The sequence below is a fragment of the Actinosynnema sp. NPDC023794 genome, from assembly GCF_040639675.1.
GTDB lineage: Bacteria > Actinomycetota > Actinomycetes > Mycobacteriales > Pseudonocardiaceae > Actinosynnema > Actinosynnema luteola.
Genome location: NZ_JBFAFR010000015.1, coordinates 1 through 15826, shown reverse-complemented (window position 1 = coordinate 15826; position 15826 = coordinate 1). Strand labels below are relative to the sequence as shown.

At 72.3% G+C, this 15826-nt stretch carries 18 protein-coding genes; 4 read left to right on the top strand and 14 right to left on the bottom strand.

Features of this window, described 5'->3' with window-relative positions:
- Positions 1–29: 29 nt before the first annotated feature.
- From AB0H12_RS26930 to clpS, 6 genes are all read right to left on the bottom strand, one after another.
- Complete coding sequence (locus AB0H12_RS26930; RefSeq protein ID WP_230566056.1) at positions 30–302, bottom strand: MoaD/ThiS family protein; 273 nt, start codon at positions 300–302, stop codon at positions 30–32.
- A gap of 71 nt (positions 303–373) precedes the next feature.
- On the bottom strand, positions 374–829 hold the full coding sequence (locus AB0H12_RS26925) for a M67 family metallopeptidase (RefSeq protein WP_073889135.1): 456 nt from the start codon (positions 827–829) through the stop codon (positions 374–376).
- Positions 830–880: 51 nt separating this feature from the next.
- Complete coding sequence (locus AB0H12_RS26920) at positions 881–1405, bottom strand: DUF2231 domain-containing protein (RefSeq protein WP_499626399.1); 525 nt, start codon at positions 1403–1405, stop codon at positions 881–883.
- 96 nt (positions 1406–1501) lie between these two features.
- Positions 1502–2065, bottom strand: a complete 564-nt coding sequence (locus tag AB0H12_RS26915) for a peptidase S58, DmpA (RefSeq protein ID WP_499626397.1) — start codon at positions 2063–2065, stop codon at positions 1502–1504.
- Positions 2065–2622, bottom strand: coding sequence for a DUF2017 domain-containing protein (locus AB0H12_RS26910; RefSeq protein WP_230566059.1), 558 nt, complete (start codon positions 2620–2622; stop codon positions 2065–2067). Before AB0H12_RS26910 ends, AB0H12_RS26915 begins: the two co-directional genes overlap by 1 nt.
- Positions 2619–2918, bottom strand: coding sequence for an ATP-dependent Clp protease adapter ClpS (gene clpS / locus AB0H12_RS26905; protein ID WP_053717098.1), 300 nt, complete (start codon positions 2916–2918; stop codon positions 2619–2621). The genes AB0H12_RS26910 and clpS overlap by 4 nt, the downstream gene beginning before the upstream one ends.
- Positions 2919–2994: 76 nt before the next feature.
- On the opposite strand from clpS, the gene AB0H12_RS26900 reads away from it, so the two are divergent.
- Positions 2995–4269: a nicotinate phosphoribosyltransferase gene (locus AB0H12_RS26900; protein WP_499626394.1), complete on the top strand. Its 1275-nt coding sequence runs from the start codon at positions 2995–2997 to the stop codon at positions 4267–4269.
- 10 nt (positions 4270–4279) lie between these two features.
- A complete protein-coding gene (locus AB0H12_RS26895) occupies positions 4280–4849 on the top strand; it encodes an isochorismatase family protein (protein WP_499626392.1) in 570 nt (189 codons plus the stop codon).
- Between the two features lie 151 nt (positions 4850–5000).
- Here AB0H12_RS26895 and AB0H12_RS26890 read toward each other — a convergent pair whose 3' ends face one another.
- The 4 genes from AB0H12_RS26890 to AB0H12_RS26875 form a co-directional block, all read right to left on the bottom strand.
- A complete protein-coding gene (locus AB0H12_RS26890) occupies positions 5001–5663 on the bottom strand; it encodes a hypothetical protein (protein WP_499626390.1) in 663 nt (220 codons plus the stop codon).
- Between the two features lie 125 nt (positions 5664–5788).
- Positions 5789–6952 carry a non-hydrolyzing UDP-N-acetylglucosamine 2-epimerase gene (wecB, locus tag AB0H12_RS26885; protein WP_499626388.1) on the bottom strand — a complete coding sequence of 388 codons (1164 nt, stop codon included), beginning with the start codon at positions 6950–6952 and terminating at the stop codon, positions 5789–5791.
- A 99-nt stretch (positions 6953–7051) separates the two neighbouring features.
- Entirely contained in the window at positions 7052–7198 is a 147-nt protein-coding gene (locus AB0H12_RS26880; protein ID WP_499626387.1) for an LPXTG cell wall anchor domain-containing protein, read from the bottom strand.
- 3 nt (positions 7199–7201) lie between these two features.
- Positions 7202–8002, bottom strand: coding sequence for a choice-of-anchor protein CoaP (locus tag AB0H12_RS26875; RefSeq protein ID WP_499626385.1), 801 nt, complete (start codon positions 8000–8002; stop codon positions 7202–7204).
- A gap of 439 nt (positions 8003–8441) precedes the next feature.
- Between AB0H12_RS26875 and AB0H12_RS26870 the strand changes: the two genes are divergently transcribed.
- Positions 8442–9017 (top strand): biotin transporter BioY, encoded by a 576-nt coding sequence (locus AB0H12_RS26870; RefSeq protein WP_499626383.1) that lies wholly within the window; start codon positions 8442–8444, stop codon positions 9015–9017.
- A 143-nt stretch (positions 9018–9160) separates the two neighbouring features.
- Positions 9161–11188 carry an ATP-dependent DNA helicase gene (locus AB0H12_RS26865; RefSeq protein ID WP_499626381.1) on the top strand — a complete coding sequence of 676 codons (2028 nt, stop codon included), beginning with the start codon at positions 9161–9163 and terminating at the stop codon, positions 11186–11188.
- Between the two features lie 155 nt (positions 11189–11343).
- Here AB0H12_RS26865 and AB0H12_RS26860 read toward each other — a convergent pair whose 3' ends face one another.
- The 4 genes from AB0H12_RS26860 to AB0H12_RS26845 form a co-directional block, all read right to left on the bottom strand.
- Positions 11344–12753: a phospholipase D-like domain-containing protein gene (locus AB0H12_RS26860; RefSeq protein WP_499626380.1), complete on the bottom strand. Its 1410-nt coding sequence runs from the start codon at positions 12751–12753 to the stop codon at positions 11344–11346.
- A gap of 25 nt (positions 12754–12778) precedes the next feature.
- Entirely contained in the window at positions 12779–13468 is a 690-nt protein-coding gene (locus AB0H12_RS26855; protein ID WP_499626685.1) for a peptidyl-tRNA hydrolase, read from the bottom strand.
- A 14-nt stretch (positions 13469–13482) separates the two neighbouring features.
- A complete protein-coding gene (gene serB, locus AB0H12_RS26850; RefSeq protein ID WP_499626379.1) occupies positions 13483–14709 on the bottom strand; it encodes a phosphoserine phosphatase SerB in 1227 nt (408 codons plus the stop codon).
- 88 nt (positions 14710–14797) lie between these two features.
- Positions 14798–15826 (bottom strand): cytochrome c oxidase subunit I (locus tag AB0H12_RS26845; protein WP_499626378.1); only part of this gene is annotated, 1029 nt, incomplete at its 5' end.

Below are 15826 nucleotides of genomic sequence, written 5' to 3'. Positions count from 1 at the left end.
TCCTCCGCAGTGGATCCTTCCGGGGTGGGTCAGCCGCCCGCGACGGCCGGGAGGATCGTCACGGTGTCGCCGTCCTTGACCGCGGCGCCGAGGCCGCCCGCGAACCGCACGTCCTCGTCGTTGACGTAGACGTTGACGAACCGGTGGAGCGCGCCTTCCTTGACCAGGCGCTGCTTCAGGCCACCGTGGTTGGTCTCCAGGTCGTCGATGACCTCCGCGAGCGTCGCGCCCGCGGCCTCGACGGACTTCTGCCCACCGGTGTGGGTGCGCAGGATCGTGGGGATGGAGACGGTGACGGCCATGCTGGTACCTCCGAGGAGCCGGGTTTGGTGAGGTGGTGCCACGTGTGGTGCGCGGGCGCACCTGGAGGGGCTCAGGGACAGTCGGGCGTGTCGTCGGCGCCGGTGTGGGCGAACATGTACGACTCCACGACCTCGACCGGCTCTTCGGTCACCACGCCGTCCACGATCCGGTAGGAGCGCAGCTCGTGCTGCTCCGGGTCACGGGTGGAGATGAGCACGTAGTGCGCCTGGGGCTCGCTCGCGTAGGAGATGTCCGTGCGGGACGGGTACGCCTCCGTGGCGGTGTGCGAGTGGTAGACGACGATCGTCTCCTCGTCGTTGGCGCTCATCTCGCGGTGGACGCGCAGCTGCTCCATCGAGTCGAAGCGGTAGAACGTCGGCGAGCGCTCGGCGTTGTCCATCGCGATGAACCGCTCCGGGCGGTCGGAGCCCTCCGGGCCCGCGATGATCCCGCATGCCTCGTCCGGGTGGTCGCGACGGGCATGGGCCACCATCGCGTCCACGAGGTCACGGCGAATCACCAGCACCCCTCCATCCTACGTGGTGGGGGAAGGTGTCCCGCCGTGTGAGAACCCGCACTACACCGGTTCGCGCACGCCTCCGGGCGCGGCGGGATCGGCCGTCCGGACGCCGAGGAGGCCGCCCGCGCCGAGGGCCGCGAGACCGAGTGCCGAGACGGCCCTGGCCACGACGCCGAAGCCGTGGCCGCGGAGACGGAAGGACGTGAGGTAGCACACGTTCGCCACCGCGTTGGCCGTCAGCTGCACGAACGCCGTGCGCCGCTGCTTCTCGTCCAACGTGCCGTACTCGGCCAGTTCGGTGGCCAGGGCGGCGGGCGCGATCACCAGCCCGGCGCCGATCACGGCGCGGGCCGCCTTGCCGCTGCCCGGCATGAGGTCCAACGCCGCCGACGCCGCGTACAGCCCGATGGGCAGCGCCACGACCGCCGGGTGCACGGGCCGGCCGAGCGCCCGTGTCCGCAGCAGTTCGGTCACCTCGCGCCTGCGCAACGTCGCCGGCACCGCCTCCGCCAACGCCCCGGCCGCCTTGTCCACCGCCGGACTGGTCCGCACCCACCTCAACGCCCTCTGCACACCCGCCATACCGCCGGGTTACCCGCTTCCCGAGCGTTGAACTCAGGCATTCCGAACGTAGGACACACGCGACCTGAACGTAGGACCCTCGCGGGAGTTGAACGCTCAGAACCGGCCGGTCGCCTGGTGGAGGGCGTCGGTGGCGGTGGTGCAGAGGTCGTTCAGCGGGATGGCGGTCGGACGGCCCGTGGCGACGGCGAAGACGGTGGCGGGCACGGTCACGCCGGTGCGGGCGAAGGCGTCGTGGGCGGACATCGCGACCCTTCTGCATTCCGCCGGGTCCAGGTCGGCGTCCACCACGACGAGCCCCACGGCGGTCGAGCCGATCAGGGCCAGAGCGGGCACGTCGAGGGGCGCCGCGGAGGTGCACACCGAGTAACCGTCGGCCGGAGGCAGGCCCAAGGGCTCCGCGGCGGGCACGATCGGGACCACTTCGAACGGGCGCTTGCCCACCGGGAAGCCGTGGCCGCGCTCCGCCAGCCACCGCACGGCACCGTCCACGGCCGAAGGCCCGCCCAGCACCACGGCGTGCACCCGCCGCACCAACGTCGACGGGTCCAGCAGGTCCAGCTCACGCGTGCCTACCGGCGCACCCCGGACGTCCACCCCGGCCACGGCGCCCGCGGGCGTCAGCAACACCGCCACACCCGGCGCCCGCCCGAGCAGCATCAGGCCATGACCGCTTCGATCAGCGTCTCCTGCACCCACGTCAACCAGTGGTACACGCCCAGGTGCGGCGACCGCGGGTCGTCCGGCGGCAGCTCGTCCGGCATGTCCTCCTGCACGTCCAACGCCGTCCCCAGCGCCAGCCGCACGTCGTTCAACGCCGACAGCCACGCCTCGGCCTGCTCCAGCGCCAGCCGCACCTCACCGCCGTCGGGCGGGCACGTCTGCAGCACCACCGCCGCGACACCGGTCTTCAGGTCCAGCAGCTCGGGCTCGTGCAGCGACCGCAGCGCGTTGGCCGAGTCGACCTCGGCCGGATCGGGCGCGTCGGGGTCGAGCCGGTGGAAGTCGGGCAGCAGCCGACCGAGGATCGGGTCGTCCGGCGGCGTGGACGGGCCGGTGCGGATGCCGGTCAGCTCCGCCAGCTCGTCCTGCGGCGCCTCTTCGGCGCGTGCCATCAGCATGTCCTGGATCTGGCTCACCAGGCCGCGCACCACGGCTGCTTCCTGCCGGTCGAACCGGCCGAGCACCTGGTCGCCGGTGCGTGTCCACTTCTTCACGACGAACGCTGCATGGTCGCCCAGAGCCCGGCCGCGTGCAGCTTGGCCACGTCGGCCTCCACCTTGTCCTTGGTCCCCGACGACACGATCGCCCTGCCCTTGTGGTGCACGTCCAGCATCAGCTTGGTCGCGTGGTCGCGGCTGTAGCCGAACAGCTTCTGGAACACGTACGTCACGTAGGACATCAGGTTCACCGGGTCGTTCCAGACCAGGGTCTGCCACGGGCGGTCCTCGGTGCGGACCTCCTCGCCGGCCGGGTCAACCTGCGTCCGCTCATGCTCGACGGGCGTGGTCATACCGCCAATGGTGTCATGTTCCGGTCCGCGGTGGAGCCCTCAGGGGCACCCTGGCCCACGGCTTAGGCTTCCCCGCATGTCGACGTCGCTGTTCACCGACCACTACGAGTTGACGATGCTCGCCGCAGCGCTGCGCGACGGCACCGCCGACCGGCCGTGCGTCTTCGAAGTCTTCGCCCGGCGGTTGCCGGAGGGCAGGCGGTACGGGGTGGTCGCGGGCACCGGGAGGCTGCTGGACGCGATCACCGACTTCACGTTCACCGAACGTGACCTTGAGCTGCTGGAACGCACGAACGTGGTCGACGAGGCCACCCTGTCGTGGCTGGCGGACTACTCGTTCACCGGGGACGTGGACGGCTACCCGGAGGGTGAGCTGTACTTCCCGGGCTCGCCCATCCTGTCCGTGCGGGCGCCGTTCGGCGTCGGGGTGGTGCTGGAGACCCTGGCGCTGTCGATCCTCAACCACGACAGCGCCATCGCCTCGGCGGCGGCGCGGATGGTGGGCGCGGCCAACGGTCGGCGCATGATCGAGATGGGGTCGCGCCGCACGCACGAGGAGGCGGCCGTGGCGGCGGCCCGCGCCGCGTACCTGGCCGGGTTCACCGCGACGTCGAACCTGGAGGCGGCACGGCGGCACGGCATCCCGACCGCCGGCACGTGCGCGCACGCGTTCACCCTCCTGCACGACAGCGAGGAGGCGGCGTTCCGGTCGCAGGTCGAGGCGTTGGGCGTGGACACGACGCTCCTGGTGGACACCTACGACATCACCAACGGCATCAAGACCGCCGTCGAGGTGGCGGGGCCGGCGCTGGGCGCGGTGCGGATCGACTCGGGCGACCTGGGCGTGCTGGCGCGGCAGGCGCGTGACCAACTGGACTCGTTGGGCGCGCGGAACACCCGGATCGTGGTGTCGGGCGACCTGGACGAGTACTCGATCGCGATGCTGCGCGCGGAGCCGGTGGACGCGTACGGCGTGGGCACGTCCCTGGTCACGGGGTCCGGCGCGCCGACCGCGGGCATGGTCTACAAGCTGGTCGAGGTGGACGGGCGGCCGGTGGCCAAGCGCAGCTCGCACAAGGAGTCGCGCGGTGGGCGCAAGAGCGCGCTGCGGCGGCACAAGGAGACCGGGACGGCGTTGGAGGAGGTCGTGTTCCCGCACGACTCCGAACCGTCGACGGGCGCGCACGACCGGCTGCTCGCCGTGCCGCTGGTCCGCGCCGGCCGACGGGTCGACGGCCTGGACACGTTGGCGGAGAGCCGGGAACGGCTGCGTGCTGCCCTCGTGACCGTGCCGTGGGAAGGTCTGAAGCTGTCCCGCGGCGAGCCCGCGATCCCGACGACGTTCCTGTAGGGGGCGCAAGATGAGCAAGGCGCTGATCGTGGTGGACGTGCAGGTCGACTTCTGCGAGGGCGGCTCCCTGGCGGTGCCCGGTGGCGCGGCGGTGGCGGCGGCGGTCTCGGCGCACGTCGCCTCGTCGTCGTACGACCACGTGGTGGCGACGCGTGACTACCACATCGACCCGGGGGCGCACTTCAGCGAGACGCCGGACTTCGTCGACTCGTGGCCGGTGCACTGCGTGGCGGGGACGGCCGGTGCGGCGTTCCACCCGGAGTTCGACGTGACGGCGGTGGAGGAAGTGTTCTCCAAGGGCGCGTACGCGGCGGCGTACTCGGGGTTCGAGGGCTCGTCGCGCTCGGGTGAGCAGTTGGTGGACTGGCTGCGGGCGCGTGGCGTGGAGCAGGTGGACGTGGTGGGGGTGGCGACCGACCACTGCGTGCGTGCGACGGCGGTGGACGCGGCGAACGCCGGGTTCGCGACGACCGTGCTGCTGGACCTGACGGCGGGCGTGTCGCAGGCGACCGTGGACAGCGCGTTGACGCGGCTGGGCGACGCCGGCGTGACGCTGTCCGGCACCCCTCGCGTCGGCTGACCGACCGGCGTGTCGAACGCTCGGGTCCCGCGTGTCGAACGCCCAGGTCGGGTGAGTTCGGCGTTCACGTCCGCCGGTCGCGGTCCTGAACGGTGAATTCGGAGGTCCTGAGCGTTCGACACGCGGGCCTGGAGGTTCGACACGCGCGGGGTCAGGGGGTCGGGGAGCAGGCGGTCGCGCCGAGGACGACGTCGCCGGTCACGGTGGACGCCTCGGTGAAGCGCAGGTGCAGCATGGTCATCGCGATGCTGCCGTCGTTCGGGTCCGCGACGCTCGTCTCGCCGAACGTCGCGGTGGCCAGCACCGTGCCGTCGCCCGCCTTCACCTCGTGCACGTAGTTCGTCGGGATCTGCTCGGGCAGCCCCGCGAAGCCCTGCAGGCCGTCCGCCGCCCACCCCGCGTTGGTGCCGGACACGGTGCCCACGCAGGTGACCTTCCACCTGGCCACCCGCAGCCTCGGCCCGCCCGCCGACATCAGCGCCGACAGCTCGAACTCCGCGCCGACCGCCTCGGACGTGGACGTGGTCGTGCCGTTCTCCGGGTCGGCCACCGCGGTGGTGCACGACGACGTGCCCGCGCCGAACCGGACGCCCGTGCGGCTCACCGCCTCGGACTTGTTCGACGTCGTGCCGTCGACCGCGCACGGCGCCAGCGGCGCGACGGTGACCCGCGTGCCCGCCTTGGTGAACTCGGCGGAGCCGACGGACGCCACCCCCGCCGGGTTGGCCGCCGACGCCGGTGGCGCGGCGGTGACCAGGCCGAGCACCAGCGCCGCGGTCACGGCGCCGACCCGGCGCGCTCCGTTCTGCTTCATCGTGTCGCCCTTCTGCTATTCGCGGTCGTGAGGACTATCGAGCTCCGGCGGACACGACCCGACGATCTCGCGCATACATCACCCGCAAGAGGAGAACCGATACCTGTTCGAGTGACGGAACGCGGTCAGCACGGGATGCGCAGCGGCAGCGGCGCGCCGGCGAAATCACTCGGCAGACCGACGAGCCGCTCCAACGCGCCACGCACCCGGATCGCCGCGCGGCCGTCGCCGAACGGGTTGCGCCCCCGCGGCAGCCGCAGCCGCGCGCCGAGCACCCAGCCGGCCTCGGCGATGATCCGGATCGGGTCGGTGCCGACCAGCCACGCCCCGCCCGCCTCCACCGCGGACACCCGCTCGGTCGTGTCGCGCAGCACCAGCACCGGCACGCCGAACGTGGGCGCCCCCTCCTGGATGCCGCCGGAGTCGGTGAGCACGAGCGAGGACCGCCGCAGCGCGCGCACGAGGTCCGAGTAGTCCAACGGCCCGGTCACCACGATCCGCTCGTGCCCGCCGAGCACGGCCCGTGCCGCCGCACGCACCCGCGGGTCCGGGTGCACGGGCAGCAGCACGCGCACGTCGGGGTGTCGGTCGGCGATCGCCCGCACGGCGTGCAGCACGCGCGTCAACGGCTTGCCCCACGACTCGCGCCGGTGCGCCGTGACCAGCACCAGTCGCTCGGAGCGCTCGTCGAGCACGCGTTCGAGCACCGCGAGGTCGGGGTCGCGGGCGGGCAGGTCGGCGGCGGCGATCCGCTGCACGGCGTCGACCACGGTGTTGCCGGTGACCACGATCCGGCGGTCGCCCATGCCCTCGCGGACGAGCGCGGCGGCGTCGTCGTCGGTCGGCACGAGGTGCAGGGTGGCGATCCGGGCGATCATTCGCCGGGCTCCCTCCTCGGGGAACGGTCCGGCGACGTCGCCGGTGGGCAGCCCGGCTGCGAGGTGCGCGACCGGGGTGCCGCGCCAGAACGCGGCGAGCGCGCCGGCCAGCGCGGTGGTCGTGTCGCCCGGCACGAGGACGACGGCCGGGTCGCGCCCGCGCAGCAGGCGGTCGAACTCCGCGACCAGGCGGGCCAACAGCTCGGCCTGGCCGCCGGTGGCCCGCGGCACGGCCGGCTCGACGTCCACGAGCAGGCCGAACGCGCTCAGGGCCTGCTCGACCATTCCGTTGCGCTGTCCACTGTGGACGATCACGGGCCGGAGCACCGGGTGGTCACCAAGCGCCAGCGCCACCGGCGCGATCTTCACCGCTTCGGATCGGGTGCCCGCGAGCAGCACGACTTCCTTCACCTTGCTCCCTTCACTGCGGTTTCGAGAGGTGTCCCGGGGCTGGGTGCGGCGCCCCGGCCGCGCGACTGGGGGTCGGCGCGTGGCCGGGGCGCACGCGCGCTACTCGTCGGCTGTCGCTCGTCGCCCGCGGGCCGCGCGGGCCAGGACGAGGCCGGCCACCACCCGCCACGCGAGTCCGGCGCCGGTCGCCGCCGACGAGTCGGTTCCCGTGCCGACCGCGTCACCGCTGCCGGGGACCTCGTACACGGCTCAGACCGCCGCGGGTTCGTGTCGTCGGCGCAGCGCCGCGGCGCCGACGGGCACGCCGAACAGGGCGAGCAGGCCGAGCCCGACGCACAGGCCAGCGCCGGACGCCATCGGGATCGGCAGGCCGGCCGGACCGCAGGTGACGGTCGAGAGCACCAGGTCACCGACGCCGACCGGGCCCGGCGTGCCGCCGACCAGGGTCACGTGGACGCCGTTGACGGTGAGGCTGCCGTCGGCGTTGCGCACCTGCTCGTTGAACACCACCTCGGCGGTGCCCACGCCGGGGAGGCCGACGTCGATCGTGGTGTCGGGCGCGGGTCGGGCGCCGATCTCGCCGATCTCGCCGATCTCGCCGAGCCCGCCGAGCCCGCCGAGGTCCAGGCCGACGAGCTCGGCCGTGCCCACCAGGCCCCTCTGGGTGGCCGCGCACTCGGCTTCGACCAGTTCGGCGGACACGCCGCCGGTCGTGGTCGAGAGCAGGTCGAGCCGGACGTCGGCGGTGCTCGCCCGGGCGCCGACGCCGCCGGTCTTGTCGTCGCGTGACGCGGACGCGTTGATCACGCCGGTGCTCAGGGCGTTCGGCAGGTCCACCCCCGCGAACGTGGCGGCGGTGGGGCCGTTCGCGTCGACGGCGGCGAACGGGCCGGCCGACACCGCGGCACGGCCCGGCAGCGACAAGTCGACCCGCGCGCCACCGGCCGAGGCGTCCCCGGGCGCCGCCGAGGCCGGTCCGGCTCCGACGACCAGCGCCGCGACGGCGACCAAGCCGGCCACCGCGGCGTGACGCGTCATTGGCGCACGCATGGGACCCCTTCCTCGAAACGTCTGGTCGAGCAAATGCCCCTATCGGCGTTCCTCCCGTCGCATTAAGGGTTGCTGACCGTAAAGAGGGACAACCACCACTCGAATCGCCCAATCACGGCCACTGAACGTGGGTGAACTGCCCGAAAACACGTCACGTTGTCACTCGTTCCGGGGGTGAGGTTCGCTCTATGCAGACCCGATGACCACCACGCAGCCCTATCGGGCGATCCCTCGATCGATGGAAAGGACTCGGTCAGAGGTGCTTGCGTGCCCGGTGCCGAACGTCCCAACCGGGTGATCGCCCCGGTGACGTGGCGCTGGACCACTGGCGCGTCGGCTCGTCGCGCGTGAGATGGCCAACTTTGTAGAGCTTCGACAAAGACCGAACGAGTGATCGCCGGTTAACCTCCCGGTGAGTCGATCCTCTGGGAGGTCCCAAGTGTCCGTCCTCGCCGTTCCCGGCCGTCGCGCGGTGCTCGCCGACCTGGTCCCGGGCGCTCTCGCGCGTGACATCGCCCTGGTCGTCGCGGGCGCCGGGTTGACCGGCCTGGCCGCCCAGGTCGCGCTGCCGGTGCCGGGCAGCCCCGTGCCGCTGACCGGCCAGACGTTCGCCGCCCTGCTGGTGGGCGCGGCGCTCGGGTGGCAGCGCGGTGGCGCGTCGATGGTCCTGTACCTGGTCGCCGGTGTGGCCGGCGTGCCGTGGTTCCAGGGCGGTTCGTCGGGCACGCCCGCGTCGCTCGGGTACGTGGTCGGGTTCGTGTTCGCCAGCGCGCTGGTCGGCCACCTGGCCGCCCGCGGCGGTGACCGGACGCCGTTGCGGACCGTCGGCACGATGGCGGTGGGCAACCTGGCGATCTACGCGTGCGGCGTGCCGTGGCTGATGGCCGCGGCGGGTGTCGGCTTCGGCAAGGCGTTGCAGCTGGGCGTGACGCCGTTCCTGCTGGGCGACGCGCTGAAGATCGCCCTGGCCGCCGGTCTCCTGCCGGCGACCTGGGCCCTGGTCAACCGCAAGTAACCCCGAGAGTCCTACCTCCAGCGCGCGAGAGTCCTACGTCCCAGAACGCGCGTGTCCTACGTTCGGAACACCCGAGTTCAACGCTCAGCACGCGTTGGGGTGTCCGGCCCGCGGTGACGGGGTGGGCGGGTACGGTCTTCGCCGTGCCCGCCACCACCGCGATCCCCGACACCAGGACGTTGCTCGCCGTTGCCGTGGAGGCGGTGGGCGGTGCCGAACGCCAGGGCCAGGTCGACATGGCGGAGGCCGTCGAGCGGTCGATCCGGACCGGCGAGCACCTGGCCGTCCAGGCGGGCACCGGCACGGGCAAGTCGCTGGCCTACCTGGTGCCCGCGCTGCGGCACGCCGTGGCCGAGGAGACGACGGTCGTCATCTCCACCGCGACCATCGCGCTGCAACGCCAGCTGGTCGACCGCGACCTGCCCCGGCTCGCCAAGGCGTTGCGCAAGGAGCTGGGGCGCGAGCCGAGGTTCGCGATCCTCAAGGGCCGCCGCAACTACCTGTGCATGCACCGCCTGCACACGGGAGCGCCGGACGAGCCGGAGGACGCGGGCCTGTTCGACCCGTTCGCGGTGTCCAAGATGGGCCGCGAGATCAAGCGCCTGCACGAGTGGTCGTCCGACACCGAGACCGGTGACCGGGACGAGCTCGTGCCGGGCGTCACGGACCAGGCGTGGCGTCAGGTCTCCGTGACCGCGCGCGAGTGCCTCGGCGTGAACAAGTGCCCGATCGGCGTGGACTGCTTCGCCGAGAAGGCCCGCGCCGAGGCGGGCAAGGCGGACGTCGTCGTGACCAACCACGCGATGCTCGCCGTGGACGCGCTGGAGGGCTACCAGGTCCTGCCCGATCACGACGTCGTGGTGATCGACGAGGCGCACGACCTGGTCGACCGCGTCACGTCGGTGGCGACGGAGGAGCTGAGCGCGTCCCTGGTCGCCACGGCCGCGCGGCGTTGCGGGCGGCTGATCGACCAGACCGTGGCCGACCGGATGGCCGAGGCGAGCGACGGTCTGGCGATGATCCTGGAGGAGTTGCCGGCCGGTCGGCTGGACAGCCTGCCGCAGGCGTTGGCCGGTGCGTTGCGGGCGACCAAGGACGCGGCGCACGCGTGCATCACGTCGTTGGGGCCGGAGCGCAAGGAGGACGTGGACGGCGCCACGTCGCGCAAGTTGGCGATGTCGCTGCTGGACGACGTGCACGACTGCGCCACGCGGATCCTGGAGGCGTTCGACTCCGACCACGACGTGGTCTGGGTGTCGGGTGACTTCGCCGACCGCAACAAGCCGCCGTCGTTGCGGGTCGCGCCGTTGGGCGTCGGCGGGTTGCTGCGGGAGCGGCTGTTCGGGAAGCGGACCACGGTCCTGACCTCGGCGACGTTGACGTTGGGCGGCACGTTCGACACGTTGGCGCGGCAGTGGGGTCTGCCGGCGGCGTCGGGGGCGCAGAAGGCCGAGGGGACGGCGACGGACAAGGAGCCGCCGTCGGACCTGAGCGTGCCGCGGTGGAGCGGGCTGGACGTCGGCTCGCCGTTCGAGCACGGCACCAGCGGGATCCTGTACGTGGCACGGCACCTGCCGCCGCCGGGGCGCGACGGGCTGCCACCGTCCTACGTGGACGAGATCGAGGGTCTGGTCAACGCGGCGGGCGGGCGCACGTTGGGGCTGTTCTCGTCGATGCGAGCGGCGAAGGCGGCGGCGGAGGCGTTGCGGGACAAGGTGGACCACCCCGTGCTGTGCCAGGGTGACGACGCCACGGGGCAGTTGGTGAAGCGGTTCGCCGAGGACGCGCGGACGTGCCTGTTCGGCACGTTGTCGTTGTGGCAGGGCGTGGACGTGCCGGGACCGGCGCTGTCGCTGGTGGTGATGGACCGCATCCCGTTCCCGCGGCCGGACGACCCGCTGGCGTCGGCGCGGCAGAAGGCGGTGGAGTCGCGCGGCGGCAACGGTTTCCTCACCGTGGCGGCCACCCATGCGGCGCTGTTGCTGGCGCAGGGGGCCGGGCGGCTGCTGCGTTCGATGAACGACAAGGGCGTGGTGGCGATCCTCGACCCGCGGCTGGCGACGGCCCGTTACGGCGGGTTCCTGCGCGCCTCGCTGCCGCCGTTCTGGACGACGTACGACCCGGAGGTCGTGCGGGCGGCGCTCAAGCGGCTCGACGCGGCGAACAACTGACGCCGTTTCCGCAGGTCGCGTGTTCTGAGCGTTGAACTCGGGGGTCCTGAACGTAGGACACGCGCGTCCTGAACGTAGGACACGCGCGTCCTGAACGCAGGACACGCGGGACGTGAAGGTAGGACACGCGCGGTCCGGAGGTACGACACGCGCGGTCAGCCGTCGACGAGGAGGCCGCGGAGCGGGCCTTGGAGGCGGCCGGCGCGGCGGGAGACGCCGGGCAGGGCGGTCAGGCGGTGCTTGCCCGGGGCGGTCAGGGTGGGCCGCCAGAGGCGGTCGACGACGTCGTGGGCGGGAGCGGTGACGTCGGAGAGCGGGCGTTGCAGGTGTTCGGACCAGAGGCGCAGGCGCGTGTCGCGGGCGATGTCGGGGTCGTCGGTGACGACGTTGACCTCGGTGTCGTTGAACAGCGAGTGCTCGTTCAGGTTGGCCGAGCCGATGCTCAGCCAGCGGTCGTCCACGATGGCCAGTTTCGCGTGCACGTAGACCGACGAGGACGTCGCGCCGTCGTGCGAGGACAGCGTGGCCGCCACCAGGCGGTGGTTGCCGTCATCGGCGTCCAGCAGGCGTCCCAGCTGGCCGCGGGTGGTGTCCGCGCCGTTGCTCGGCTTGCGCGGCAGCACGAGGACCGTGCGGAAGTCCGGGTCGGGCGGGTTGCGGAGCTTGTCGATCAGGACCTCGGTGACCTCGGGTGACCAGAGGAACTGGTTCTCGAGGTAGATCAGGCGCGTCGCCGAACGCAGGGCGCGGAGGTAGGAGTCGAGCAGGCTGAACTCGCCGCGCGGCGCGAAGTCGTAGGTGCGCTCCGGGATCGTCCGCACGAGCTGGGCCGAGGACGGGCCGGCGGGCGCGGGCGGCGTCGCCGGGGGCAGGTGCTCGCCGGCGATCTCCTGCCAGCGCAGGCGGAAGTGGTCGGCCACGTCCGCGACGATCGGCCCGTGCAGGCGCGTCCCGATGTCGTGCCAGCCCAGCGGCTCGCGGGGCGGGTGCTCGGCGGTGTCGTGGCGGTCGCCCTCCACCGCGGTCAGGTCCATGCCGCCGACGAACGCCACCTCGTCGTCCACCACGACGATCTTCTCGTGGTGGCAGTGCAGCGTCCGCTCCCGCGCGTCGATCTCGCACCGGACCGCGCTGTCGCGCATGAACTCGCGCTGCGCCGCCAGCACGCGCTTGCGGGTCGGCTCGAACATCGGCACCGGCGGCCCCGCCCACAGCAGCACGCGCACCGGCACCCGGGACGCGGCCGACGCCAGCAGCTCGCGCAACGTCGGCGAACCCGGTTCACGGGTCAGCCGGAAGTCCGGGCTCGCGCACCACCCGGCCAGGTGCACGGACCTGCGTGCCGACGAGATCGCCGACGCGATGGCGGGCAGCACCTCGTGCCCGTCCACCAGCACCTCGACCCGGTTGCCGGTCCGCACCGGCCGCCGGGGCGTCCACCAGCCGGCCTCCGAGCCGAAGGCCGAACCCCACCCGAGTTTGCGCAGCCGGCGTTCGTGGTGCGCGCACAGCAAGCTCTCCAGCCCGTCACCGAGCTTGGCGTCCAGCACGTCCAACAGGCCCACGCCGGGGATGGTTACCGCAAAACGGTCAGCCGAAACGTCGGTGCACGGCCACCGTCGCCGTGCCGGGCGCGACCTCGGTGTACCCGGCGTCCCGCACCATCACGACGTCCGGCCGCGCCACCAGCGCGTCCCAGTCCGCCGCCGACGGCGCCCGCACGGCACACCGGTAGTCCAGCTCCGCCCACTCCTTCAGCTCGGCCTCGGACAGGTGCGGCGCGAGCAGCATGGACGCGTGCCCCACCTGGGCCGCGGCCTTGCCCGCCGTCATCTCGACGCGCGGGTTCAGCCAGAGCTCGTGAGCGCCGGGCGGGACCGGGCCGGGCTCGTCGGGCGGCAGCTCGCTGCCCGAGATCTGCAACCGGCTCAGCTCCTTGGGCAGGTCGACCACCCGCCCCGGCACGAACGCCCGCACCGAGGCGCCGCCGACCGTGATCGTCACGCCCGGCAACGACTGCACCGCCTCCCAGTGCGCGCCCCGTGCCCGCCGCGTCACCTTCCGGATCCGACCGCGCACCCACGCCACCAGCTCGTCGTGCCACTCGCCGCCCGGCAGCGCGCGGTCGTCCAGGCACACCGCGACGGCGGCGGCCGCGGCGGCCTCCAGCACGTCCGTCCGGGACGGCGGCGCGGACCGTTCGATCCGCAGCACCACCGGCATCGCCCGGACCGACTCCGGGTCCTCCTCGTCGGTCGCGTAGTGCCGGTCCACCAGCATCCGCAGGATCGGGTTCACAGCCGGTTCAGCTCCAGACCGTCCGCCGCGTCCGCGGCCTCCACCTCGGCACGCGTCACGCCGAGCACGAACAGCACCGCGTCCAGGAACGGGTGCGACAGCGCCGTGTCCGCCACCTCGCGCAACGCGGGCTTGGCGTTGAACGCGATGCCCAGCCCGGCCGCGCCGAGCATGTCGATGTCGTTGGCGCCGTCGCCGACGGCCACGGTCTGCGCCAGCGTGATGCCCTGCTCGTCGGCGAACCGCCGCAGCGCCACCGCCTTGCCCGCCCGGTCCACGACCTCGCCGACGACCCGGCCGGTCAGCTTGCCGTCCACGATCTCCAGCTCGTTGGCCGCGCAGAAGTCCAGGCCGAGGTCGTCGACCAGCCGCTGGATCACGCGCGTGAAGCCGCCGGACACCACACCGCAGCGGAACCCGAGCCGCTTCAACGTCCGGACGGTCGTCCGCGCGCCGGGCGTCAGCTCCAGCGACTCGGCGACCTCGTCCAGCACGGACTCGTCCAGGCCCTCCAGCAGCGCCACCCGCCGCCGCAGCGACTCGGTGAAGTCGAGCTCGCCGCGCATCGCCGCGTCGGTGATCTCCTTGACCTGCGGCTCCACCCCGACGTGCGCGGCCAGCATCTCGATCACCTCGCCCTGGATGAGCGTGGAGTCGACGTCGAACACCACCAGCCGCTTGGCCCGCCGGGTCAGCCCGGCCCGCTCCACCGCGATGTCCAGCCCACCCCGCACCGCCACCTCGGCCAACGCCGACCGCAGCTGCGCGTCGCTCTCCGGCGTGTCCTCGGCCACCGAAACCCGCAGCTCGAGGCCGGTGACGGGGTAGTCGGCGACACCGCGGATCGCGTCGATGTTCACGCCGAGCGACGCGAGCCGACGCGCCACCTCGGTGAACGCGCGGGCCGTGACCGGTCGGCCGAGCAGGATCAGCACGTGGCTGGACTCCAGCCGCGCGGTCCGCTTCGAGTCCGCGCCGATCTCCACCTCGACGTGCATGGACACCGTCGCCATGGCCTGCTCGACGGCCTCCTGCAACCCCTCCGGGTCGTGGTCGGCGGCCACGAGCACGCCGAGCACCAGCCGACCGCGGATGACGACCTGCTCGACGTCGAGGATCTCCACGCCGTGCCTGGTCAGCACCGCGAAGAGCACGGAGGAGACCCCCGGCTTGTCCGGTCCGGTGACGGTGATCAGGACGGGCGTGGCGCTGGGCTTGGTCACTGATGGCTCCTATGCCAGACAGCGGCGAGCCCCGAGACCGGAACGGTCTTCGGGGCTCGCCGTTGAACCTGCGCTCAGGTTACAAGCGCTACTTGTGGTCGCCCTCGGTGTCCTCCGAGGCTGTGCCCGATTGCACAGCGGCGGCGGCCACCTCCGACGGCGCGGGCTTCGCGTCCTCGTGCGCGATGGCCTTGCCGGTGAACGTCACGTGCGCCTCGCTGTGCAGCCGCTCGATCATGTGCGGGTAGTGCAGCTCGAACGCCGGGCGCGCCGAGCGGATGCGCGGCAGCTCGGTGAAGTTGTGCCGCGGCGGCGGGCACGAGGTCGCCCACTCCAGCGAGTTGCCGAAGCCCCACGGGTCGTCCACCTTCACGGTCTCGCCGTACCGGTAGGACTTGAAGATGTTCCAGATGAACGGCAGCGTGGACGCGCCGAGGATGTACGCGCCGATCGTCGAGATCGTGTTCAGCGTGGTGAAGCCGTCGCTGGGCAGGTAGTCCGCGTACCGGCGCGGCATGCCCTCGTTGCCCAGCCAGTGCTGCACCAGGAACGTGGCGTGGAAGCCGAGGAACGTGGTCCAGAAGTGGAGCTTGCCCAGCGGCTCGTCCATCATCCGGCCGGTGATCTTCGGGAACCAGAAGTAGATGCCCGCGAACGTGGCGAACACGATCGTGCCGTACAGCACGTAGTGGAAGTGCGCGACGACGAAGTACGTGTCGGACACGTGGAAGTCGATCGCCGGCGCCGCCAGCAGGATGCCGGACAGACCGCCGAAGAGGAACGTGACGATGAAGCCGATGCTGAACAGCATCGGTGTCTCGAACGTCAGCTGCCCCTTCCACATCGTGCCGATCCAGTTGAAGAACTTGATGCCGGTGGGCACCGCGATCAGGAACGTCATGAACGCGAAGAACGGCAGCAGCACCGCGCCGGTGGCGTACATGTGGTGGGCCCACACGGCCACGGACAGCGCCGCGATGCCCAGCGTCGCGTAGACCAGGCCGTTGTAGCCGAAGATCGGCTTGCGGCTGAACACCGGGAAGATCTCCGACACGATGCCGAAGAACGGCAGCGCGACGATGTAGACCTCGGGGTGGCCGAAGAACCAGAACAGGTG

Coding starts and splice junctions, on each gene's coding strand:
- AB0H12_RS26930 (WP_230566056.1), bottom strand. CDS start 302: ATGGCCGTCACCGTCTCCATCCCCACGATCCTGCGCACCCACACCGGT.
- AB0H12_RS26920 (WP_499626399.1), bottom strand. CDS start 1,405: ATGGCGGGTGTGCAGAGGGCGTTGAGGTGGGTGCGGACCAGTCCGGCG.
- AB0H12_RS26915 (WP_499626397.1), bottom strand. CDS start 2,065: ATGCTGCTCGGGCGGGCGCCGGGTGTGGCGGTGTTGCTGACGCCCGCG.
- clpS (WP_053717098.1), bottom strand. CDS start 2,918: ATGACCACGCCCGTCGAGCATGAGCGGACGCAGGTTGACCCGGCCGGC.
- AB0H12_RS26900 (WP_499626394.1), top strand. CDS start 2,995: ATGTCGACGTCGCTGTTCACCGACCACTACGAGTTGACGATGCTCGCC.
- AB0H12_RS26895 (WP_499626392.1), top strand. CDS start 4,280: ATGAGCAAGGCGCTGATCGTGGTGGACGTGCAGGTCGACTTCTGCGAG.
- AB0H12_RS26890 (WP_499626390.1), bottom strand. CDS start 5,663: ATGAAGCAGAACGGAGCGCGCCGGGTCGGCGCCGTGACCGCGGCGCTG.
- AB0H12_RS26875 (WP_499626385.1), bottom strand. CDS start 8,002: ATGCGTGCGCCAATGACGCGTCACGCCGCGGTGGCCGGCTTGGTCGCC.
- AB0H12_RS26855 (WP_499626685.1), bottom strand. CDS start 13,468: ATGCTGGTGGACCGGCACTACGCGACCGACGAGGAGGACCCGGAGTCG.